Source organism: Pseudomonas palmensis (assembly GCF_049942755.1).
Classification (GTDB): Bacteria; Pseudomonadota; Gammaproteobacteria; order Pseudomonadales; family Pseudomonadaceae; genus Aquipseudomonas; species Aquipseudomonas palmensis.
The window spans coordinates 2,863,795-2,885,793 of record NZ_CP187958.1 but is presented as its reverse complement, the minus strand read 5'-3'; the positions used below and the strand labels follow the sequence as shown (position 1 = coordinate 2,885,793).

Sequence of the window (21,999 nt, the reverse complement as noted above, 5' to 3'; positions counted from 1 at the left end):
ATTGTAGTGAGCAGTAGGCGTTCCGATACTGAGCGCACCCGCCCTTCGGAAGCCCACCCCATGACCCGCCCCAGCTCACTGAAAATTGCCTGCGCCGTACTCTTCGTGCTGCTGTGCTGGGCCTACTCGCCCACCGGCATCCGCCTGGGCTTGCAGGGCTATGCGCCCACGCATCTGGCGCTGGCGCGCTTTATCGTGGCGTCGCTGTTCATGGCGGTCATCGCGCTGCTGCGCGGCATCACCCTGCCCCGGCTCAGGGACGTGCCCACCCTGCTGTTGCTTGGCCTGTTCGCGGTCAGCCTGCACCATGTGGCCATCAACTACGGCCAGCGCGGGGTCAGCGCCGGGGCGGCCAGTGTGCTGGCGCAGTCCACGCCGCTGTTCAGCCTGCTGATCGCGCACTGGGTGTTCAAGCAGGTGGCCGGGGCCTGGCATTGGGGCTGCCTGCTGCTGGGCATGGCCGGCGCGGTGATCGTGGTGGCCGGCGATCGCGGGCTCGGCCAGTTCGACCCGCACGGGTTGCTGATTCTGGTGGCGGCATTGTCGTGGAGCATCTATTTCGCCCTGCAGAAACACCACGGCCACCGCTACGACGCGCTGACCATCACCTGCTACACCGTATGGTCGGGCACTGCATTGCTGATGGTGTACCTGCCGGGGCTGCTCGACGACCTGGGCCACGCGCCGTCCCAGGCCAACACTGCGGTGCTGGTGCTGGGGGTATTCCCCAGCGCGCTGGCCTACCTGGCCTGGGCCTGGGTACTGCGCCACTGCGAGGTCACCCGGGTGACCCTGGCGCTGTACCTGATACCCGCCTTCGCCATGCTGATCGCCGCAGCGCTGCTGGGCGAGCGGCCCTCGGCTTCGGTGATGCTGGGCGGGCCGTTGGTGCTGATCAGCGTGCTGGCGCTGAACCTGAGGCCGCCTCGGCTGCCGGTTCAGCCGGGTCGCCAAACTTCACATTGAAGTAGTCGAGCAGGGTCTGGCCACGACGCAAGGTACTGCGCACCTCTTCGCTCTGCGCCAGCAGTTCGGCGCTGGGCCTGGCATGCTGTTCAGCCGGCAGCGGCGTCGACCACGCCTTCACTTCAGGAGGTATGCCCGCCTTGGGCCGGTTGTTGACCCAGTGCGAGATATGGCACGGCAAGGTCCAGCCGCCGAAGGCCTGCACAAACAGAAAGCCAAACCAGTGCTGCCACCACGGGAAGTTGTCGCGATAGCCCTGGCGGGCCATGTGGAAGAACGCCACGGTGCCCTCCTCGAACTCTTCATCGGGCGCTGGCGGCAGGCTCGCCGGGCCCTCTTCCATGTACACCCGGATCGCTTCCCATTCGGCAATCGCCGCGCCCAGGTGGCCGCTGGGCACGTTGATCCACAGCACATTGCCGGTGTCGGCCTGACGCAGGCAGAACATCAGGTTGAAGGCGGGCAGCACGGCGTACTCGGTGACGGTGCGCCCCGCGCTGACGCAGGCGATCACCGACTCCCACGGCACGAAGATCGGCGCCGCGCCCCGAGTGGGCACGAACGCCACCTCGCGGCGCTGGCGGTTGAAGCGTATCGGCGGGTGAATCGTCACCTCGCGCATCACCCGCCAGAACATCCCCGCATACAGCAACGACAGGCAGGCGATGAAGCCCCAGATGAACCCGTTGGCCATGAAGTCGGCGAAGGTGCTCCAGAACGGCTCCACATGGCGGCGTGCCCAGGAGCCGAGCAAGGCAGTGAGCATGAAACAGGTAACCACGCCCATCACCGAGGCGATGCCGCAGCGCGCCATGAACTCGAAGTTGCCCTGGCCGATGGCAAAGTCCAGGTACACCTCGTTGGATTCGCGGTGCAGGTTGCGGCTGCTGTAGGCCGGCATGCCGGTGGGGATCGGCAGGGGCGAGAGGTAGACGATCTCGGTGCCGGCCACCCGCTCGAAGTCACCGGCGTGGGGCAGGCGTTCGTATTTGCTGTCGGCCATCGAGCTATTCCTCTTCCAGCGTCAATGGCCGCGCCATGTCTTTGATCCAGTGCCACAGGATGTAGAAGATGGGGCTTGCGCAGCAGACACCGATCAACAGCAGCCCGACAGCATTGTTGAGCAGCTGGCGCGGGTTGCACTCCAGGGGGCCGCTGTTGCCCTTGCCCATGCGCACACAGCCATGCTCCGGATAGGCCATGACATAGGCGCCCCAGGCAAACAGCGCGGCCAGCAGGGCGAACAGCAGCATCAGGCCCACCTCGGTATCGCGATTGCCCAGGCGCTCCCAGCGTTGCGCCAGCCGCAGGTTCAGCATGCGTCGACATCCTTGTTCATACAGGCTCCTATGAAAAACGGCGCACAGTATCACGCAAATAGTCGTCGAGCAGTTTTACATCGCCGTGGGGCCTGGGCAGTGCCGGGGCGGCTCCCCCTCGTGCCAGCTCGCTCTCGATGAACTGGTGCAGCAGTACGCGGCGAGGCCCGTAATCGGCTTCGCTGGCGATGCGTTTGACGCGAAGCAGCTCGTCCAGGTCGGCCAGCAGCAGCGGGTCGTGCAGGGTCGCCTCCACCAGTTGGGCGAACGCGGTGGGCGGCATGCCCAGGCCCTGTTCGATCCAGCGCACCGCCAGCAACGGGCGCAATACGTAGAGGTACTTCTTCAGGCGCACCTCTTCGCCCTGCAGGTAGATGCGAAAGTTCTTGGTAGCCATCGACAGGTAGTGGTGAAACGCCGCCTGCGGCGAATGGAACTGCCTGGCCAGGCCGCGCAAGGCTTGCAGCGCCCCCGGCTCGGCGCGGTACACCAGCGGCGAGTCGAGCCATTCGAGCAGGGTCGGGTTGGCATTGCGCAGCAGGCGCAGGGTCTTGCGCAGCTCCCAGCCACTGATGTCGAGTTCGTCGGTGAGCGGGCGCTCGATCACGTCGCGTGGCTCGTCGATGCGCAGGTACCAGTCCTGGCGGTGCACGTAGATGAAGCGCACGTCGAAGTCGCTGTCGGTGGAGGCAAAACCCCAGGCGCGGCTGCCGGATTCGCAGGCGTAGAGCACGCGCACGTCATGCTCGCGCTCGATGCGTTGCAGTTCTTCGAGTACCCAGCTGCGCATCGCACTGGGCAGGGGGTGACGGTCTTCCATGTTCATGTTCGAATCCTCGTTGTACCCCTTCGCCGGCACGGCCGGCGAAGAGGCCATCAGCCTTTCACACACACCACCTGACGCAACGTGTGCACCACTTCCACCAGCTCGCGCTGCGCCGCCATCACCGCATCGATGTCCTTGTAGGCCATCGGGATCTCGTCGATCACGTCCTTGTCCTTGCGGCACTCCACGTGCGCGGTGGCGCGTACCTGGTCCTCAAGGGTGAAGGCCTGTTTGGCCCGGGTACGGCTCATGATCCGCCCGGCACCGTGGCTGCAGGAGCAGAACGATTCCTCGTTGCCCAGGCCGCGCACGATGAAACTCTTGGCGCCCATCGAGCCCGGAATGATCCCCAGCTGGCCCTTCTGCGCCGACACCGCGCCCTTGCGCGTCACCAGGATCTCCTGGCCGAAGTGCTGCTCTTTCTGCACGTAGTTGTGGTGGCAGTTGACCCCCTGCAGGTTGGCCTCGAACGGCTTGCGGATGACCTGGCGCGTTGCCTCGATCACCGCGTGCATCATCAGCGCACGGTTCTGCCGGGCAAAGTCCTGGGCCCACTCCACCGCCTGGACGTAGTCGTCGAAATGTCGGCTGCCTTCCTCGAAATACGCCAGTTCCTTGTCCGGCAGGTTGGAGATGTGCTGGCGCATGTCGGCCTTGGCCAGCTCGATGAACAGGTTGCCGATGGCATTGCCCACGCCCCGCGAGCCGCTGTGCAGCATGAACCACACGCGGTCGGCCTCATCCAGGCACACCTCGATGAAGTGGTTGCCGCCGCCCAGGGTGCCCAGGTGCTGGCGATTGTTGGTCTTCTGCAGTTGCGGGTACTTGTCGGTGATCGCCTTGAAACGCCCGGCCAGGGCCGACCACGCCTGATCGGCGGCGGTCGGTACGTGGTTCCACGCGCCCTGGTCGCGCCGGCCGAAGGTCTTGCCGTGGGGCACTGCCTTCTCGATGGCGCTGCGCAGCCCTTGCAGGTTGTCGGGCAGGTCGGCCGCCACCAGCGAGGTGCGCGCCGCGATCATGCCGCAGCCGATGTCCACGCCCACCGCCGCCGGGATGATCGCGCCCAGGGTAGGGATCACGCTGCCAATGGTCGAGCCCTTGCCCACGTGCACATCGGGCATCACGGCCAGGTGCTTGAAGATGAACGGCAGGCGCGCGGTGTTCATCAGTTGCTGGCGTGCGTCCTCGTCCACCGGCACGCCCTGGGTCCAGAGCTTGATCGGTTTGCCGTTGGCCACTTCGAGGATGTTCATGTGTTTCATCTCAATTGTCCTTGTAGCCCGCCAGGCCCGAAGGCCTGGCAGGTGTCATGCGGTTTTCAGGCTGACCAGCCCATTCAACACCTGATCCAGCCCGCCGAATACCGAAATCCGGTCGATGCGCTCGGCCACCCGCTCCAGGGTTTCCAGCTCCTTCAGGCGCAGGGCCGTCGGGTTGTCTTCCATGACCTTGGCGGTGTTGAGCAGCGAACGGGTCGCCGAGGTTTCCTCGCGGCGCCGGATCACGTTGGCCTGGGCCGCCTTCTCAGCCTCCACCACCTGCGCCAGCAGGGTCTTCATTTCACCCGGCAGGATGATGTCGCGCACGCCCAGGCCGCTGACCTCGATGCCGCTGCCCACCAGTTTCTCGGCCAGGTACTGGCTGACGGTGTCGTCGATCAGCTGCTTGTTCTCCAGCAGCTCGTCGAGGGTACGCGTGCCCACGGCCGCACGCAGGCCGAACTGCACCTCGCGGTACAGGTGCTCCAGCGGTTTGCTGAGGCTGGCGAAGGCCATCAGCACGTCGCTGTAGCGCCAGTTGGCCGCCAGGTTCAGGCGCAGGCTGACCTTGTCGCGGGTGAGGATCTCCTGGCCGCTGACCTCCAGCGACTGGATGCGCATGTCGACCATGTCGACGCTCACCTGGCGGTTGAAGCGCCAGAAGCCGTACTGACCGGCCGGCAGCAGCTCGACCACCGCGCCATCGACCTTGAGCACGCCCACATGGAAGGCCGGCACCGGCGCCAGCAGCACCGCATCCAGCCCGGCCAGGGTGCGACCGCGCAGCTTGGGCTGGCCGAGCTGGCCGAGCAGGGTCGGCTCCAGGCGATAGCTGTGGGTCAGGTCGATGCGCTGCAGGGTCTGCGCGCTCTGGCCCTTCCAGTACAACTGGCGGCTGCCCGGTGGCAGCAGTTCCGCCAGTGCGCCATCCTCGAAACGCAGGCCCACTTCGTGTTCGGCCAGGTCCATGCGCTCGAAGTACTGATCCACCACCGCCGGCTCGCTCTGGCGCAGGTAGCCGGCCAGGCGGTGCTCGAAGCGCGGGGTGTTGAGACTGAAGGTTTCCACCGTCAGCCGGTTATGCAGGTCAAAGCGCTGATGCACGCCCGGTTCCAGGATCGACACGAAGTCACCCTCGCAGAACAGCAGGCCGCGTTCGTTCTTTTTCACGATGAAGCGCTTGAGCAGTTTCATTCTGTATTTCCCTTTCAATGAATTCCGTGGTGCCGGTGCTGCCGGTACGCCGAGCGCTGCAGGTGGGGCCCGGGGGGAGGTGCACGCGCCGGGACATCAGAGTCCTTTGCCGACCGAGTCCTTCGGTCCGACGTTGCGCCTTGCCCCGGGCCCGGCCAGCAGGCCGGGCGTACCAGCGGTGGCGGGGGCGTCCTTCGCGACAGTCAGCCATCCTGGCTGCAAGTGCGTTGCCCTCGCCTCACCGGCGGGTGTTACGGGTACAGCTACCGTGGAGGGTATGTAACGAGTTCTAGGCTCGTTGGCGGCCCCATCCGGGGTTGCGCCAGCGACCGGTCGTTGCGGCGGCGGCATGCACGACACCAACACCAGGGGTGGGCTCGTGCACCGGTGGGGTTGTGAACCCCGACCCGTTGGCCTGCTTGGCGATGCGGTCGAAAGCGTTATTGCGAGGGGCGTGCCAGGTTTCGTAAAAGCGCTAGAATTTATTTTCAACTAATTGATTTATAAGTGTTTTATTTTCATCTTCGTTAAATCAACCTGCGCACCGGGCAAATGCTTGAGGGCTTTTATGTATACTTTTATCTCTTCATTTATCCAAAAAGATAAACAGCATGCACAAGCGCAGCGTTGCCATCGGCTTCATCGGTACCACCCTCGACCGCAACGGAAAGGGTGCCGCGCGCTGGAACAAGTGGCGGCCCACCGTCGCGCTGTGCCAGCAGCCTGATCTTTCGATCGACCGCCTGGAGCTGATTCACGGCAAGAGCGAACGTGATCTGGGCCTGGCCGAGCGCCTGCGCGAGGATGTACTCAGCGTGTCGCCCCACACCGAGGTGCGCCTGCACCGCCTGGCACTGCACAACCCGTGGGATTTCGAAGAGATGTACGGCGCGCTGCATGACTTCGCCAGCAGCTACCACTTCGACACCGAGCACGAGGACTACCTGGTGCACATCACCACCGGCACCCACGTTGCGCAGATCTGCTGGTTTCTGCTGACCGAGGCGCGCTACCTGCCGGCGCGGCTGGTGCAGACCTCGCCGGCGCGCGGCAAGGAAGAAGAGCGTGACCCGGCCGGCACCAGCACGCTGATCGACCTCGACCTGTCGCGCTATGACCACATCGCTTCGCGCTTTCAGCGCGAGCAGGCGCACAGCCTGGCGTTTCTCAAGGCCGGCATCGCCACGCGCAACGTGGCGTTCAACCACTCCATCGAGCAGATCGAGCGCGTCGCCCTGCGCTCCACCGCCCCGATGCTGCTGGTGGGGCCGACCGGTGCCGGCAAGTCGTTCCTGGCTCGGCGCATCCATGAACTCAAGCGCACGCGCCACCAGCTGGAGGGCCGCTTCGTCGAAGTGAACTGCGCCACGCTGCGCGGCGACGGCGCCATGTCGAGCCTGTTCGGGCATATCAAGGGCGCCTTCACGGGTGCACAGAACGCCCGCGACGGCCTGCTGCGCGCCGCCGACGGCGGCATGCTGTTTCTCGACGAAATCGGCGAACTGGGCGCCGACGAACAGGCCATGCTGCTCAAGGCCATCGAAGAGAAGCGCTTCTTCCCGATGGGCGCAGACAACGAGGTGCAAAGCGACTTCCAGCTGATCGCCGGCACCCACCGTGACCTGCGCAAGCAGGTGGCCGAAGGGCTGTTTCGCGAAGACCTGTATGCGCGCATCAACCTGTGGACCTTCGAACTGCCGGGGCTGGCCGGGCGGCGCGAAGACATCGAGCCGAACATCGATTTCGAACTGCAGCGCCACGCCCGCGAACAGGGCCGCAACGTGCGCTTCAACCTTGAAGCCAAGCGCCAGTACCTGGCGTTCGCCCATTCACCGCAAGCACGCTGGGCCGGCAACTTTCGCGAGCTGTCGGCCTCGATCACGCGCATGGCGACCCTGGCCGACAGCGGACGCATCGACGAGCCCCTGGTCAGCGAAGAGATCACCCGGCTGCAACGGGCCTGGGGGGTTGCCGCGCCCACCGAGCCGTTGCTTGAAGGGCGTGAGCTGGACCTGTTCGACCGCCTGCAACTGGAGGCCGTGCTGCGGGTGTGTCGCGATGCCCGCTCGCTGTCCGACGCAGGGCGCCAGCTGTTTGCGGTGTCGCGCCAGGACAAGGAAAAACCCAACGATGCCGACCGCCTGCGCAAATACCTGGCGCGCTTCGAACTGGACTGGAACCAGCTGCGCAGCTGAGCTGCCATGCTAGAATCCGCGCCCCGGCCGTATTGGCCGGCACACTTTCCCTTCCACCGAAAAAGGACTCTCGGTCTTGTCGTTCATGACATCTCCTCGTCTGCACTTTGCCACCCTCAGCCTGTTCACCGCCCTGAGCCTTACCGCCACCGCCAGCTTCGCCGACGAAGACGAGGCCGTTGCCAAGGGCCGCTGGCAGGGCCTGGCCGGCATGGCCAACCTCTACCTGAACGATGCCGACGCACAGGAATTCATCGATGCCGGCGACAAGGAGAAAAGCGAGCACGACAACATGGCTGGCGCCCTGGCCTATTACCTGACGGCCGCACGCCTGGACCCGAAGAACGCCTATGCGTCCTACCAGGCCGGCGCCGCCCTGGCCTCGATGGAGAAGTTCGATCTGGCTGGCGACCTGCTCGACCAGGCCCGCGAGCGCGGTTTCTGGCAGGCCGTGATCCTGCGTGACGACGACGAGCTGGAGAGCATGAAGGACGCACCGGCCTACAAGAAACTGCTGCAGAGCGCCGAGGCCAACTACGCCAAACAGGCCAAGGATGCCGGTGCGGCGGCGTTCAGCATCCCCGAAGGCAAGGCCCCGGCCGGCGGCTGGCCGGTAGTGGTGTGGTTGTCCGGCTACGGCACCGAAGGCAGCAAGGGCATTCGCATGCGTGAAGAGCTGGTGGGCGAACGCGCCGTACTGGTGGGCGTGAACGGCACGCTCAAGCGCGACGAGGGCCAGTTCATGTGGCAGCAACACTCGGTCGAGCCGACCGAGAAAGCCGTGGCGGCCGCGCTCAAGGCCCTGGAAAAGCAGACCCGCATCGACCGCTCGAACGTGGCGCTGATCGGCTTTTCCCAGGGCGCCGAACATGCGGCGCACCTGATCGCCGAATACCCGCAGCATTACAGCGGCGCAGTACTGCTGTCGCCGGGCGGCTTTCGCATTCCATTCGCCGTGCAGAAGGCCAAGGACAAGCGCATCGTGATCGTGCACGGCGCCAAGGAGCATTCGAGCAACCTGGAACTGACCGCAACCACGCAGAAGGCGTTCGAAGGCAGCAACCCGGTGCAAAGCCACGAACACCCGGCCGGGCACACCTTCCAGGATGACTGGGAAACGGCGTATCGCGGGTACCTCGATTACGCGTTGGGGCTGACCCCGGCGGGCTGACTACAGCGCGGCTTTCGCCAGCAAGGCTGGCTCCTGCAGGGTTGGGATAAACGGCAGGAGTCAGCCTTGCTGACGAAGAACCCTTCGAGATCTGTCCAAAAGTCCTACAGCAGGCCCCAAAAAACCATTCTATGCTTGCACCTGAGTTCGACGCCCCTGTGGCTCGAAGCTGGGGGGCTGTTATCGATGCACCGGGGCGCCGCAAGCCAATCCCGACACCGATACAGCCCCTCTTTTTTTTGCCTCAGCGCAGCCCCAACTGCCCCCGCAGGTAGTCATACAGCCCCGACGCACTCTTGCGATAGCCATCAGCCGTCAGGTGCACCAGGTCGCCTCGCGCCAGCCCCTCTGCCTGCCACCGCGCAATCGAGCACTCCCCGCCCATGTAGGCCTGCCAGTCCCAGAACAGCACGTTGGCCTGGCGTGCCACCTGGCGCTGGATCTGCACCACCTGCGGCAACGACTGCGGGCGCCGCGTCGCGCAGGTGCGCGCGCCACGCTGCTTGATCGAGTCCGAAGGCCCCACCAGCAGGATCACCGCCCGTGGCTGCACCCGCTTGAGCTGGGCCACGGTACGGCGCAACTGGTCACGGTACTTGGCCATGTCCAGGGTGTTGTCGAACGCCTCGTTGGTGCCATAGGCCAGAATGATCAGGTCCGGGCGCAGGGCCTTGAGGTTTTCCTGCCAGCCAGCCTGCCATTTGTCCTGCACCTCCAGCCGCGCACCGTTGATGCCCAGGGCCGAATAGGTCACCCCGGCGTTCTTCTGGCCCTGGATGTACCAGCCACCCAGCACCGTGCCCGGGTGGGCATTCAGGCTCATGTCCACCGGCAGGCTGATGCTGTTGAGCGGCGGGCTGAAGCGCCACTGCCCGTTGCTTGCGGCCAGCATCACGCGGCGCGCCGCGTTCTGCCCGCCACGGGCGGTAAGGCTGCTGTTCTCCCGCGCCTGGTACAGGGCCGAGATACGGTAGCGCTGGGCACTGGGCTCGCGCGCCTCCAGGCGCACGCTCGGGTTCGCCGCCAGCGGTACCGACAGGTAGCCCCCCAGCGGGAACTGGGTGCTTTGCTGGTTGCGCGCCGACACCAGCTCCCACTGGCGCCTGGCCGTCTTGAGGATCAGGTTGTCGTAGCGCGTGCCAGGTACCGGTGTCGCCGCCACAAAGCCTATGCCGCCATCGCCGTACTGCGACTGCAGCAGGCGACGCATCTCGCCGCTGAACAGGTCGGCGGCAGTGTGCGAATCTCCGAATTGCACGATATTGACCGGTGTGCGACTGGAGGTGCGCAGCTTGCCGGCCAGCACCGCAAGGTTGCCGTCACGGCTGCCGGTCGCCTTCTGCTGCACGGCGAGGGGGCGCGCGGCCGGCGCGTTGACCGCCGCCACCGGGCTGCAGCCCGGCAGCGCGCAGATAAGCGCCGCCAGCACCAGGATGTTGTGCGCTCGGCGCATGCTCAGTGTCCCGTTACGGTCAGGCCCGGGAAGGCGATCATCGACAGTACCTGCTCGGCGATCAGCTTCTGGCCCGTGGTGGTGAAGTGGATGCCGTCGTCGACACGGGTCTTGACCCGTTTGCCCTGGCTGTTCTGCAGGGTATAGGAGAACTCGTCGGCCTGGTAACCGAGCACGCCGTTGGCCGACACGTAATGCTGCTGGTACAGCTGCGCCTGGCTTTCATACAGCCCGCTGAGATAGGCCATGGCCGTCGACAACTTGGGCTTTTGCATGTTGGGCGGGCCGACCCAGATCACCTGCACATTGTGCGCGCGGGCCTCGTCCAGGATCCGGTCGATGCGCTTGCGGTACAGCGCCTCCCACTCAGGCGATTTGAAACGCAGGAACGGCTTGCCCTTGGATTCGGGCATGTCCCACGGGTCATTCGGGCCCAGGAACACCACCATCAGGCGGATGTTGGGGTGATTCTGCAGCGTGTCGGACACCGTCTGCGGCCAGTTGAAAAAACCGGGGTACGCCAGGCCCGTGCTCTGGCGGCTGAGGTTGACGCTCTTGATCTGGTAGCGCTTGAGCAAGGTGTTGGCCAGGTGCGGCGCCACGCCCTGCATCAGCGAGTCGCCCACCAGGAACACTTCGTCGCCAGCCGCCAGGCTCACGGCCTTGGGCGGCTGCCCCGGCACCAGCGGTTGCGCCGCCACCTTGACCGGTTGCGCGGCGGGCTGCGCGGCGGGCGCCTGCGCCACAACCGGCTGCACTGTCGCTGGCTGCACTGCAGGGGGCCTGGCCGCAGGTGTCGGCGCCACCACCGGTACCTTGGCAGGCGCCGGCGCCTTGGCATGCGGCTGCGCCAGGTCGACCAGCACCACCGGCATACTGGGCGGCAGCTCGACCGTCGGCACGCCCTCGGCCTGGGCCAGCAGGGTCTGGCGCTCCAGGCTGTCGATGAAGCTGCTGCGCGCATCCCCCAGGGCCTGGGTCAGGTTGCCGCCCAGGCGCCACGCCTGGCTCTGCCCTACCCAGGGCAGCTCGCAGCTCTGGTGGTACTTCTGCTGGCAGTACAGGCTGATGGAGTTCTGGTTCAGCCAGAACAGCAGCAAGGTGGTGACCAGGATCGCGTACAGCACCTTGGCCGCGCCCATTTGCGTCTTGAACAGCTGACCGGTACTAGAAGCTTGCATAGATGAACCCCGGCACGCCCGATTGCGAAGCGAAGATGACCAACGACACGAACAGCCCCAGCGGGATCGGGTAGAGCTGCCAGGGCAGCCGGCTGCTGGCGGCAAAACCCTGGCGCAGCAGCGCCAGCACCTGCGGGTACACCGCGATGTACAGCACGCAGCCCAGCAACAGCAGGCCGGTGGTGCTCAACAGCCCGCCCAGGCTCAGGCCGGCGATGCCGCCGAGCATGTCCAGCGCATCATCCAGGCTCGCGCAGCGAAAGAAGATCCAGGCGAAGGCGACGTAGTGGAAGGTCAGCAGGCGCGCCAGCACATCCGCGCCCGGCCAGCGCATCGGTTGTGGCAGCACATAGGTTGAGGCCTTGTACAGCGCCAGCCCCACGCCGTGCAGCGCACCCCAGATGATGAAGTTGAGGCTCGCGCCGTGCCACAGCCCGGAAACCAGCATCGCCAGCAGCATGTTCAGGTTGCCGCGCCATACGCCCTGGCGGTTGCCGCCCAGCGGGATGTACACGTAGTCGCGAATGAAGGTCGACAGGCTGATGTGCCAGCGCCCCCAGAACTCCTTGAGGTTGCGGGCCGCGTAGGGCGCATTGAAGTTGGCCGGCAGGCGAAAGCCCAGCAGCAGCGCCACACCGGTCACCAGGTTGGTGTAGCCGCTGAAGTTCAGGTAGATCAGCAGGCTGTAGCCGTACACGCTCAGCAGCAGTTGCTCGGCGCTGAAGCCGCTTGGGGTCTCGAACACCGGGTCGACCCACTCGCTGCCCAGCCAGGCACTGAAGAAGAACAGCTTGACCACCGCCAGCGCAATCAGCCCCAGCGCCCGTTGCGGCTCCAGCACCTGGCGGATCTGCGCCGGGCGAATCTGCGGCAGCATGTGCGCGGCGCGGTTGACCGGGCCGGCCACCAGGCTGGGGAAGAAGGCCAGGTACAGGGCCAGGTCCAGCGGCGCGGCCGGGGCCATTTCACCGCGGTTGATCGACACCAGGTAGCTGACCGAATGGAAGGTGTAGAACGACAGCCCGATCGGCAGCAGCACCTCCAGCACCGGCAGCGAGACGTCCAGGCCCAGGTCGGCCAGCGCGGCCTGCACGCCCCCCACGAAGAATTCCTGGTACTTGAAGACATAGAAGCAGCCCAGCACCAGCAGCAACACCATCAGGTAGGTGAAGCGCCGTCCGGGATATCGCGCGCTGAACAGCCCCAGCAGGTAGACCAGCAGGGTGTAGCCGAGCAGGATGTACAGCGAATCGAGGCTGAAGCTTGCGACCAGCGCATAGCTGCCCGCCAGCAGCAGGACGTTCTGCAGGCGAACGCTCCAGCAAAGGCTCCAGTAGACCGCGAAAAACAGAGTGAAGCAGAGGCCGAACTCGATCGAAAGAAAGCTCACAACGTAGTCCATTACGCGACATGGAAGGGGGGACCCTGACCCGGATACAACCCGCGGCGCAGAGCGGGCGCGATTATGGCAGACAGCAGTGAGCCCCCACAATGCAAGCGGTGCAGGAAAATCAAGCCTGTTCCCACGGCATTTATGCAACAGAATGCGACGAAAGATCACAGGCGCTGATTTGCTCCCCCTGCCCTGCTCTGCTAGTGTCGCGCCGTTCAAACCGCCACCAGAGACAGCCGCCATGGCCCGAAAAAAAGCTGCCATTGACTTCGAGCAATCCCTTGCCGACCTGCAAGCGCTGGTCGAACGCCTGGAGAACGGCGAACTGTCGCTGGAAGATTCGCTGACCGCCTTCGAGCAAGGCATCGGCCTGACCCGCGATTGCCAGAGCGCCCTGACCCAGGCCGAGCAGAAGGTCCAGGTGCTGCTGGAGCGCGACGGCGAGTTGCGCGCCGAGCCGTTCGACGCGGAACAGCCAGAATGATTGCCGCCTACCAGGCCCGTTGCCAGGCCCAGGTGGATGCCGCGCTGGAAACCCTGTTCCACGCCCCCTCGAGCGAACTCGAGCGCCTGTATGCCGCCATGCGCTACAGCGTGATGAACGGCGGCAAGCGGGTACGCCCGCTGCTGGCCTATGCCGCCTGCGAGGCGCTGGGTGGCGCCAGCAGCGATGCCGACGGCGCCGCCTGCGCAGTCGAGCTGATCCACGCCTATTCGCTGGTGCATGACGACCTGCCGGCAATGGACGACGACGACCTGCGTCGCGGCCAGCCCACCACCCACAAGAAATTCGACGAGGCCTGTGCGATCCTGGCCGGCGACGGCTTGCAGAGCCTGGCCTTCAGCGCCCTGCTCGACCCGCGCCTGAGCCCGCAGGGCGATGCCATTCGCCTGGCCATGGTGCAGGCCGTGGCCCAGGGCGCCGGCCCCGCCGGCATGGTCGGTGGCCAGGCCATCGACCTGGGCTCGGTGGGGCTCAAGCTCGATCAGACCGCGCTGGAATACATGCACCGGCACAAGACCGGCGCGCTGATCGAAACCAGCGTCAAGGTCGGCGCCCTGGCCAGCGCGCGGGCCGATGCCCAGACGCTTGCGGCCTTGCAGCAGTATGCCCAGGCCATCGGCCTGGCGTTCCAGGTGCAGGACGACATCCTGGATGTCGAGAGCGATACCGCGACCCTGGGCAAGCGCCAGGGCGCAGATATCGCCCGCGACAAGCCGACCTACCCGGCATTGCTGGGGCTCGAAGCCGCCAAGGCCTACGCGCTGGAACTGCGCGACCAGGCGCTGGCAGCGCTGGCTGGGTTCGATGACAAGGCCGAGCCGCTGCGGGCGTTGGCGCGGTACATCGTCGAACGCCGCAGTTGACGGCAGCGGCCCTTCGCCGGCAATGCCGGCTCCTGCATCGAACCCTGTAGGAGCCGGCATTGCCGGCGAAACGCACACCACATACCTCAATGGGCAGCCTTCACCGCAATAAGGTAAACTGCCGCCTCATCACACCTATAACGATTCGCCTGATGCCCACGACGTTTCAAGAGATCCCCCGCGAACGCCCGGTCACGCCGCTGCTTGACCGTGCCGATACGCCAGCCGGCCTGCGTCGTCTGGCCGAAGCCGACCTGGAGAAACTGGCCGACGAACTGCGCCAGGAGCTGCTCTATAGCGTCGGCCAGACCGGCGGGCACTTCGGTGCCGGCCTGGGCGTCATCGAACTGACGATCGCCCTGCACTACGTCTTCGACACGCCGGACGACCGGCTGGTGTGGGATGTGGGCCACCAGGCGTATCCGCACAAGATCCTCACGGGTCGGCGCGAACGCATGCACAGCCTGCGTCAGAAGGACGGCCTGGCCGCCTTCCCGCGCCGCGTCGAGAGCGAGTACGACACCTTTGGCGTCGGGCACTCCAGCACCTCGATCAGCGCCGCGCTGGGCATGGCCATCGCCGCCCGCCTGCAGAACCAGGCACGCAAGTCGATTGCAGTGATCGGTGACGGCGCGCTCACCGCCGGCATGGCCTTCGAGGCGTTGAACCACGCCCAGGAAGTCAACGCCGACATGCTGGTGATCCTCAACGACAACGACATGTCGATTTCGCGCAATGTCGGCGGCCTGTCCAACTACCTGGCCAAGATCCTCTCCAGCCGCACCTATGCAAGCATGCGCGAGGGCAGCAAGAAGGTGCTGTCGCGCCTGCCCGGCGCCTGGGAGATCGCCCGCCGCACCGAGGAGTATGCCAAGGGCATGCTGGTGCCCGGCACCCTGTTCGAAGAGCTGGGCTGGAACTACATCGGCCCGATCGACGGCCACGACCTGCCTACCCTGATCGCCACCCTGCGCAACATGCGCGACCTCAAGGGGCCGCAGTTCCTGCACGTGGTGACCAAGAAGGGCAAGGGTTTCGCCCCGGCCGAGGTCGACCCGATCGGCTACCACGCGATCACCAAGCTCGAACCGCTGGACGCCCCGGCCACCGCGCCGAAAAAGGCCGCCGGGCCGAAGTACTCGGCGGTGTTCGGCCAGTGGCTGTGCGACATGGCCGCCGCCGACCAGCGCCTGGTGGGCATCACCCCTGCCATGAAGGAAGGCTCGGACCTGGTGGCGTTCAGCGAACGCTACCCCGAGCGCTACTTCGACGTGGCGATTGCCGAGCAGCACGCGGTGACGCTGGCGGCGGGCATGGCCTGCGAGGGCGCCAAGCCGGTGGTGGCGATCTATTCGACCTTCCTGCAGCGCGCCTACGACCAGTTGATCCATGACGTGGCGGTGCAGAACCTCGACGTGCTGTTCGCCATCGACCGCGCCGGCCTGGTGGGCGAAGACGGCCCGACCCACGCCGGCAGCTTCGACCTGTCGTTCCTGCGCTGCATCCCCGGCATGCTGGTGATGACCCCCAGCGACGAGAACGAACTGCGCAAGATGCTCAGCACCGGGCACCTGTACAACGGCCCTGCCGCCGTGCGCTACCCGCGTGGCAGCGGGCCGAACGCGACGATCGACGGCGACCTTGAGCCGCTGGAGATCGGCAAGGGCGTGATTCGCCGCCAGGGCAGCAAGGTCGCCCTGCTGGTGTTCGGTGTGCAACTGGCCGAAGCGCTGAAGGTGGCCGAAAACCTGGATGCAACCGTGGTCGACATGCGTTTCGTCAAGCCGCTGGATGAAGCGCTGGTGCGCGAGCTGGCTGGCAGCCATGAGCTGCTGGTGACCATCGAAGAGAATGCCATCATGGGCGGCGCCGGCTCTGCGGTCAGCGAGTTCCTGAGCGCTGAAGGCGTGCTCAAGCCGATGCTGCACCTGGGCTTGCCGGATGTGTACGTCGAGCATGCCAAGCCGGCGCAGATGCTGGCCGAATGCGGGCTGGATGCTGCCGGGATCGAGGCTTCGGTGCGTCAGCGGATGCAACTGCTGGGTCTTTAGACCCTTTCGCCAGCCAGGCTTGCTCCTGCCTGCAGGAGCCAGCCTGGCTGGCGAAGGGCGCATCAGCCCAGCTGACGCGGTACCCGGTACAGGTAAAGGATCACAACGCTGGCGATGGCCAGCAGAATCTGCGGCACTCCCTCCAGGCCCACGAACACCGACAGTGCGGCCACCCACGCCGGCAGGCAGGCAAACAGCATCGACACACGGCGAACCCGCGCCAGCTCTATCCAGGCCGCCGGCTCTTCAGCGCTGTTCAGCGCCTTTTCAGTGGCAATCAATGCACGCTTGTAGGCGCTGAAACGCGGCAGGCTGAAGAACATCGAGGCCAGCCCGGCCAGAAACACCGGCATCACCAGCAGCGGGACACGCGCCACACTGCCTCCGAACGCCCAGCCGAACACCAGCAGCGGCGCCAGGGCAATCGCGAAGAACTGCCACCAGGCGAACGCCAGCCGCCGCTTGACCTGGCCGCGGGTCACGCCCGACCGGCCTCGCCCTGGTGCTCGTTGCCCATCATGTGGCCGAGCTTGCCGGCCTTGGTGGCCAGGTAGTGCTTGTTGTGCGGATTGTGCCCGGTGTGCAGCGGCACGCGCTCGGCTACCGCAATGCCCATGGCGGTGAGGGCTTTTACCTTGCGCGGGTTGTTGGTCATCAGGCGCAATGACGTGACACCCAGGTGCTCGAGCATCGGCTGGCACATGGCGTAGTCACGCTGGTCGGCGGCAAAGCCCAGGCGCTCGTTGGCCTCGACGGTGTCGGCGCCGCCGTCCTGCAGTTCGTAGGCGCGAATCTTGTTCAGCAGGCCGATGCCACGACCCTCCTGACGCAGATACAGCAGCACGCCACGGCCTTCGCGGGCGATGGCCTGCAGAGCGGCCTCCAGCTGCGAACCACAGTCGCAGCGCTGGCTGAACAGCGCATCGCCGGTCAGGCATTCGGAATGCAGGCGCCCCAGTACCGGCTCGCCATCGGCTACATCACCCAGGCTGAGCACAACGTGCTCGCGGCCGGTGGCTTCGTCGAGAAAACCATGCATGGTGAACGTGGCAAAGGGGGTGGGCAGCTTGGAAGCGGCAACAAAGACGACGGGCACCTTGTGCTCCTGATCAATAACGTGAAATTTGATGTGCGCCGATTGTAACAGCAGCGTAAGGCAGGTGCTTAGGCTGAATTCTTGGGCAAACAGATCGAGAAGTTAGATGCTGGCACGTGCGCCCTGCCCGGAATCGGGAACGGATACGGCTGCTGCCAGCGCTCGAAGATCTCGCGCAATTCGCCGCTGGCGATCAGTTCGTCCATGCGCCGATCGAACAGCGCCCGGAGCGCACAGGCCTGCTCGGTCCTGGCAAAGGCCAGGTACAACGGTAACTCGGCGATGTGGGTGCGGCGGAACCGGGCCTTGTCACGGGCCTGGTTGTACACGTAGTCCACCTCGGTCTGGGCATCGATGTAGAAGTCCACGCGCTTGAGTTCGAGCATCGGCAGGATGCCGTCGCGCCGCTGCACCTCGCGAAACTCCTTCACATCGGGCAGGTAGCGCTGGTACTCGTAGCCACGCACCCAGGAGAGCTTGTAGCGGCCGATGGTGGCGGCGCTCGGCACCGGCAGGCTGGCCAGGCCCAGGGCGTAGATATGGTCCTGGTCGAAGGCGTTGCGCGGGTAGAGGTAGTCGTTGCTTTCCTGCTCGTAGGAGCCGACCCAGGCATCGGCCTCGGCGCGCTTGACCAGGCCCACGGCGCGGCTGTAGGGCACGCTGATGGCGAGCACCTTGACCCCCGCCGGCTCGAACACCTTGCGCAGCACGTCCCAGGCCATACCGCGCCCTTCGACGTCGGTGTAGTCCGGCCAGATCTCGCTGGCCAGGCGCACCTCCTGCGGCAACGCGGTCGGCTCGCCAGCCCAGGCGATGCCGCCACCCAGCGCCAACACCAGCAGCAACACTCGCCATGCGCGCATCAGGCCACTCCCTTCAGGTGAAACTCCACACCAGCGCCTGCATGCCCAACCAGGCGAACACGCCGGCCAGCACGTCATCGAACATGATGCCGAAACCGCCATGCACATGCCGGTCGATCCAGCGGATCGGCCACGGCTTGAGTATGTCGAAGAAGCGGAACATCAGAAAGCCTGCCAACAACCATAGCCAACCTTCCGGTACCAGCCAGAGGGTTATCCACATGCCGACCATCTCGTCCCAGACGATGCCCTCGTGGTCATGCACGCCCAGGTCGTCGGCGACCTTGCCGCACAACCATACGCCGAACAGCATGGTCAGCCCCAGCATCAGCCAGTAGCCCCAGTCGGGCAGCATCTGCCACAGCGGGATGAACGGCACGGCCACCAGCGAACCCCAGGTGCCCGGCGCCTTGGGCAGGGTGCCGGAGCCGAAGCCGAAGGCCAGAAAATGCCAGGGGTTGCGCCAGACTGAAGGCGGCACGTTTTCTGCCGGCACCTGATTGGGGTGATCGGTCACGGTGTCTCCCTAAAAATGTTGATAACCCCGCGTGCGCGGGGTGATGTCCGCCCCGGCGTGGTCACGCAGGCTGACGCCGCTGCCCGCCTCCACCCGACCGACCACGTGCACCGGCCAGCCGGCAGCCTGCAGGCCGGCCAGGTGCGCGGGGGGCAAGGTGAAGGCAATCACGTAGTCGTCGCCACCGGTGAGCGCGGCCTGTCGCGCACCTTCCAGGCCCAGCAGGCCCTGCAGCGCCGCACCCAGCGGCAGCTGTTCGAGCGACAGCACAATCGACACGCCCGAGGCCGTGGCAATGTGTCCGCAATCGGCCAGCAGGCCATCGGAGATATCCAGCGCCGCGCTGGCCTTGCCTCGCAGCGCCTGACCCAGCGCCAGTTGCGGTGGCGGCGACCAGTAGTGCGCCAGCAGCGGCTCGGCCAGCGCCACCGCCGCCTCGCGTTCGCCAAGCACCAGCGGCAAGGCCCCGGCAGCGTTGCCCAGCTCACCGCCGACACACACCAGGTCACCAGGCCGCGCACCGCTGCGCGTCAGGGCCTGGCCGGCAGGCACGCGGCCGAACACGGTCATGGTCAGGCTCAGCGGCCCATGGGTGGTGTCCCCGCCTACCAGGCTCAGGCCGCATTGTCGGGCCATCAGGTTCAGACCCTGGGCATAGGCCTTCAACCAATCGGCGTGAACCGTCGGCAGGGTCAGGGCAAGGGTAAAGGCCACGGGGGTGGCGCCCATGGCTGCCAGGTCACTGGCAGCCACCGCCAGCGAGCGCTGGCCGAGCAGGAACGGTTCGCACACAGCCGGGAAATGCACCCCGGCCACCAGCGTGTCGGTGGACACGGCCAGTTGCTCGCCGGCCGGCAGCGCCAGCAGGGCGCAATCGTCGCCGATCCCCAGGGCGACCCCGTCGCCGGCCTGCGCACAGGGCGCGGCGGCGAAGTAGTGGCGGATCAGCTCGAATTCACCCATGGGCAGGCAGCGCCGCAATCAGCGCTTGAACGCCTTCACTTCGGCTTCGCGCAGCCGCGGTGCGAGCTTGTCGAGCACACCGTTGACGAACTTGTGCCCGTCAGTGGCGCCGTACACCTTGGCCAGCTCGATACCTTCGTTGATGACCACGCGATAAGGCACGTCGACCCGCTTGATAAGCTCCCAGGTGGACAGGCGCAGCACCGACAGCTCGACCGGATCGAGCTCTTCGAGCACGGTGTCCAGGCAAGGCGCGAGGGCCTTGTCGATTTCTTCCTTGATCGCCGGCACGCCGTGCAGGATCTCGCGGAAGTAGGCACCGTCGACATCGGTGAAATCGTTATCGACCCGGAACTGCGCTTCGATCTCGTTCAGCGAGTGCTTGGCCATGTGCCACTGGTACAGCGCCTGGGTCGCGAGCTTGCGGGCTTCGCGACGCTTGGCGCTCTTGGAGGGCTTGCCAGCATCCGCAGGTTTTGGATCGCGCGGGTTGAAACGATCGCTTTCGTCGCTAATCACTTGGCCTCCAACTGCGCCAGCAGGCTGACCATTTCCAGGGCGGACAGGGCCGCTTCGGCGCCCTTGTTGCCGGCCTTGGTGCCGGAACGCTCGATGGCCTGTTCGATCGAATCGACGGTCAGGACACCGAAGGCAACCGGCACGCCGAACTCCATGGACACCTGGGCCAGGCCCTTGGTGCATTCGCCCGCCACGTATTCGAAGTGCGGGGTGCCACCACGGATCACGGCGCCCAGGGCGATGATCGCGGCGTATTCGCTCTGCTGGGCGACCTTCTGTGCCACCAGCGGAATCTCGAACGCACCCGGTGCACGGATGATGGTGATGTCGCTTTCGCTCACGCCGTGGCGAACCAGGGCATCAACGGCACCGCTTACCAGGCTTTCGACGACGAAGCTGTTGAAGCGGCCAACCACCAAAGCATAGCGACCTTTGGGGGCAATGAAGGTACCTTCGATGGTCTTCAGGGACATTGCGGGGTTCTCATCTTAAAGAGCCAGGCCGCAACGGTGCGGCCTGTGGGAGTTTTGTTCCGGATCAACAGCGGGAAACCAGCCCCTGCTTTATTCGGAGGGCACGTATTCTACAACTTCCAGATCGAATCCGGATATCGCATTGAACTTCATTGGCGAACTCATCAGGCGCATCTTGCGTACGCCCAGGTCGCGCAGAATCTGCGAACCGGCACCCACGGTGCTGTAGGTGGTGGGTGTCTTGACCTGGCTGCTGTCGGCGCTTTCGCGGATATGCGCCAGCAGCACGTCGCCGTCCAGCGGGTGTCCGAGCAGCAGCACCACGCCGCTGCCGGCCTCTGCCACGGCGCTCATGGCGGCGCGCAGGCTCCAGCGGCCGGGCTGCTTGACCAGCAGCAGGTCGCGCAGCGGGTCCATGTTGTGCACCCGCACCAGGGTCGGTTCCTCGGCGCAGATCTTGCCCAGGGTCAGGGCCATGTGCACGTCGCCTTCGACCGAATCGCGGTAGGTCACCAGGTTGAACTGACCCAGTTCGCTGTCCAGCGGCTGCTCGGAAATCCGCTGAATGGTACGTTCGTGGATCATGCGGTAGTGGATCAGGTCGGCGATGGTGCCGATCTTGATGTTGTGCTCGGCGGCGAACACTTCCAGCTCGGCGCGACGCGACATGGTGCCATCGTCGTTCATCACCTCGCAGATCACCCCGCTCGGCTCGAAACCGGCCATGCGCGCCAGGTCGCAGGCCGCCTCGGTGTGGCCGGCACGGGCCAGGGTACCGCCGGGCTGGGCCATCAGCGGGAAGATGTGGCCCGGGCTGACGATGTCTTCGGCCTTGGCGTCCCGGGCGGCGGCGGCCTGCACGGTGCGCGCGCGGTCGGCGGCGGAGATGCCGGTGGTGACGCCTTCGGCAGCTTCGATCGAAACGGTGAACTTGGTGCCGAAGCCCGAGCCGTTGCGCGGGGCCATCAGCGGCAGCTTGAGCAGCTCGCAGCGCTCGCGCGACATCGGCATGCAGATCAGGCCACGGGCGTGCTTGGCCATGAAGTTGATGTGTTCGGCCTTGCAGCACTCGGCGGCCATGATCAGGTCGCCTTCGTTCTCGCGGTCTTCGTCATCCATCAGGATGACCATTTTGCCCTGGCGAATGTCTTCGACCAGTTCTTCGATGCTGTTGAGCGCCACGCGGCAC

22 protein-coding genes are annotated in these 21,999 nt (G+C 65.6%); 6 read left to right on the top strand and 16 right to left on the bottom strand.

Going from position 1 to position 21,999, the window contains the following annotated elements; all coding sequences use genetic code 11:
- The first annotated feature begins 60 nt into the window (after positions 1 to 60).
- Complete coding sequence (locus ACPRTJ_RS13310) at positions 61 to 966, top strand: DMT family transporter (RefSeq protein WP_054916415.1); 906 nt, start codon at positions 61 to 63, stop codon at positions 964 to 966.
- On the opposite strand, the gene ACPRTJ_RS13305 is transcribed toward ACPRTJ_RS13310, so the two are convergent.
- The 5 genes from ACPRTJ_RS13305 to ACPRTJ_RS13285 are packed head-to-tail and all read right to left on the bottom strand — an operon-like array spanning position 896 to position 5,567.
- Positions 896 to 1,969, bottom strand: coding sequence for a DUF6708 domain-containing protein (locus ACPRTJ_RS13305; protein WP_426429029.1), 1,074 nt, complete (start codon positions 1,967 to 1,969; stop codon positions 896 to 898). The genes ACPRTJ_RS13310 and ACPRTJ_RS13305 overlap by 71 nt on opposite strands.
- 4 nt (positions 1,970 to 1,973) lie before the next feature.
- The gene (locus ACPRTJ_RS13300; protein WP_043861876.1) at positions 1,974 to 2,285 is read right to left on the bottom strand and encodes a hypothetical protein; all 312 of its coding nucleotides are present in this window, start codon (positions 2,283 to 2,285) and stop codon (positions 1,974 to 1,976) included.
- 28 nt (positions 2,286 to 2,313) lie between these two features.
- Entirely contained in the window at positions 2,314 to 3,111 is a 798-nt protein-coding gene (locus tag ACPRTJ_RS13295; RefSeq protein WP_043861877.1) for a nucleotidyltransferase domain-containing protein, read from the bottom strand.
- 50 nt (positions 3,112 to 3,161) lie between these two features.
- Positions 3,162 to 4,376 carry an RtcB family protein gene (locus tag ACPRTJ_RS13290; RefSeq protein WP_426429026.1) on the bottom strand — a complete coding sequence of 405 codons (1,215 nt, stop codon included), beginning with the start codon at positions 4,374 to 4,376 and terminating at the stop codon, positions 3,162 to 3,164.
- Positions 4,377 to 4,421: 45 nt separating this feature from the next.
- Positions 4,422 to 5,567, bottom strand: a complete 1,146-nt coding sequence (locus ACPRTJ_RS13285) for a slipin family protein (protein WP_054916416.1) — start codon at positions 5,565 to 5,567, stop codon at positions 4,422 to 4,424.
- Positions 5,568 to 6,178: 611 nt separating this feature from the next.
- Between ACPRTJ_RS13285 and rtcR the strand changes: the two genes are divergently transcribed.
- Positions 6,179 to 7,762 (top strand): RNA repair transcriptional activator RtcR, encoded by a 1,584-nt coding sequence (gene rtcR / locus ACPRTJ_RS13280; RefSeq protein ID WP_043861879.1) that lies wholly within the window; start codon positions 6,179 to 6,181, stop codon positions 7,760 to 7,762.
- Between the two features lie 85 nt (positions 7,763 to 7,847).
- A complete protein-coding gene (locus ACPRTJ_RS13275) occupies positions 7,848 to 8,933 on the top strand; it encodes an alpha/beta hydrolase (protein ID WP_177333013.1) in 1,086 nt (361 codons plus the stop codon).
- A 244-nt stretch (positions 8,934 to 9,177) separates the two neighbouring features.
- Here ACPRTJ_RS13275 and ACPRTJ_RS13270 read toward each other — a convergent pair whose 3' ends face one another.
- The 3 genes from ACPRTJ_RS13270 to ACPRTJ_RS13260 are packed head-to-tail and all read right to left on the bottom strand — an operon-like array spanning position 9,178 to position 12,957.
- On the bottom strand, positions 9,178 to 10,386 hold the full coding sequence (locus ACPRTJ_RS13270) for an SGNH/GDSL hydrolase family protein (protein ID WP_043861881.1): 1,209 nt from the start codon (positions 10,384 to 10,386) through the stop codon (positions 9,178 to 9,180).
- A gap of 2 nt (positions 10,387 to 10,388) precedes the next feature.
- On the bottom strand, positions 10,389 to 11,567 hold the full coding sequence (locus ACPRTJ_RS13265) for a DUF459 domain-containing protein (protein WP_426429023.1): 1,179 nt from the start codon (positions 11,565 to 11,567) through the stop codon (positions 10,389 to 10,391).
- Positions 11,554 to 12,957, bottom strand: coding sequence for an MBOAT family O-acyltransferase (locus ACPRTJ_RS13260; protein WP_240619922.1), 1,404 nt, complete (start codon positions 12,955 to 12,957; stop codon positions 11,554 to 11,556). Before ACPRTJ_RS13260 ends, ACPRTJ_RS13265 begins: the two co-directional genes overlap by 14 nt.
- A 244-nt stretch (positions 12,958 to 13,201) precedes the next feature.
- On the opposite strand from ACPRTJ_RS13260, the gene ACPRTJ_RS13255 reads away from it, so the two are divergent.
- The 3 genes from ACPRTJ_RS13255 to dxs all read left to right on the top strand — a co-directional run bounded on the left by ACPRTJ_RS13255 (position 13,202) and on the right by dxs (position 16,379).
- Positions 13,202 to 13,444: an exodeoxyribonuclease VII small subunit gene (locus tag ACPRTJ_RS13255; protein ID WP_043861884.1), complete on the top strand. Its 243-nt coding sequence runs from the start codon at positions 13,202 to 13,204 to the stop codon at positions 13,442 to 13,444.
- Positions 13,441 to 14,328: a polyprenyl synthetase family protein gene (locus ACPRTJ_RS13250; protein WP_210014646.1), complete on the top strand. Its 888-nt coding sequence runs from the start codon at positions 13,441 to 13,443 to the stop codon at positions 14,326 to 14,328. The genes ACPRTJ_RS13255 and ACPRTJ_RS13250 overlap by 4 nt, the downstream gene beginning before the upstream one ends.
- A gap of 152 nt (positions 14,329 to 14,480) precedes the next feature.
- The gene (gene dxs / locus ACPRTJ_RS13245) at positions 14,481 to 16,379 is read left to right on the top strand and encodes a 1-deoxy-D-xylulose-5-phosphate synthase (RefSeq protein ID WP_054916420.1); all 1,899 of its coding nucleotides are present in this window, start codon (positions 14,481 to 14,483) and stop codon (positions 16,377 to 16,379) included.
- A 62-nt stretch (positions 16,380 to 16,441) separates the two neighbouring features.
- Here dxs and ACPRTJ_RS13240 read toward each other — a convergent pair whose 3' ends face one another.
- The 8 genes from ACPRTJ_RS13240 to ribBA form a co-directional block, all read right to left on the bottom strand.
- Positions 16,442 to 16,861 (bottom strand): hypothetical protein, encoded by a 420-nt coding sequence (locus tag ACPRTJ_RS13240; protein WP_043861887.1) that lies wholly within the window; start codon positions 16,859 to 16,861, stop codon positions 16,442 to 16,444.
- Positions 16,858 to 17,475, bottom strand: a complete 618-nt coding sequence (gene ribA / locus ACPRTJ_RS13235) for a GTP cyclohydrolase II (RefSeq protein ID WP_043861888.1) — start codon at positions 17,473 to 17,475, stop codon at positions 16,858 to 16,860. Before ribA ends, ACPRTJ_RS13240 begins: the two co-directional genes overlap by 4 nt.
- A gap of 68 nt (positions 17,476 to 17,543) precedes the next feature.
- Positions 17,544 to 18,338 (bottom strand): substrate-binding periplasmic protein, encoded by a 795-nt coding sequence (locus ACPRTJ_RS13230; protein ID WP_078481663.1) that lies wholly within the window; start codon positions 18,336 to 18,338, stop codon positions 17,544 to 17,546.
- 13 nt (positions 18,339 to 18,351) lie between these two features.
- On the bottom strand, positions 18,352 to 18,855 hold the full coding sequence (locus tag ACPRTJ_RS13225; RefSeq protein WP_043861890.1) for a phosphatidylglycerophosphatase A family protein: 504 nt from the start codon (positions 18,853 to 18,855) through the stop codon (positions 18,352 to 18,354).
- Between the two features lie 9 nt (positions 18,856 to 18,864).
- Positions 18,865 to 19,818, bottom strand: a complete 954-nt coding sequence (thiL, locus tag ACPRTJ_RS13220; protein ID WP_100634157.1) for a thiamine-phosphate kinase — start codon at positions 19,816 to 19,818, stop codon at positions 18,865 to 18,867.
- Positions 19,819 to 19,836: 18 nt separating this feature from the next.
- A complete protein-coding gene (nusB, locus tag ACPRTJ_RS13215) occupies positions 19,837 to 20,337 on the bottom strand; it encodes a transcription antitermination factor NusB (protein WP_043861892.1) in 501 nt (166 codons plus the stop codon).
- Entirely contained in the window at positions 20,334 to 20,810 is a 477-nt protein-coding gene (gene ribH / locus ACPRTJ_RS13210; RefSeq protein WP_043861893.1) for a 6,7-dimethyl-8-ribityllumazine synthase, read from the bottom strand. Before ribH ends, nusB begins: the two co-directional genes overlap by 4 nt.
- A 90-nt stretch (positions 20,811 to 20,900) precedes the next feature.
- Complete coding sequence (ribBA, locus tag ACPRTJ_RS13205; protein ID WP_043861894.1) at positions 20,901 to 21,992, bottom strand: bifunctional 3,4-dihydroxy-2-butanone-4-phosphate synthase/GTP cyclohydrolase II; 1,092 nt, start codon at positions 21,990 to 21,992, stop codon at positions 20,901 to 20,903.
- Positions 21,993 to 21,999 lie beyond the last annotated feature (7 nt).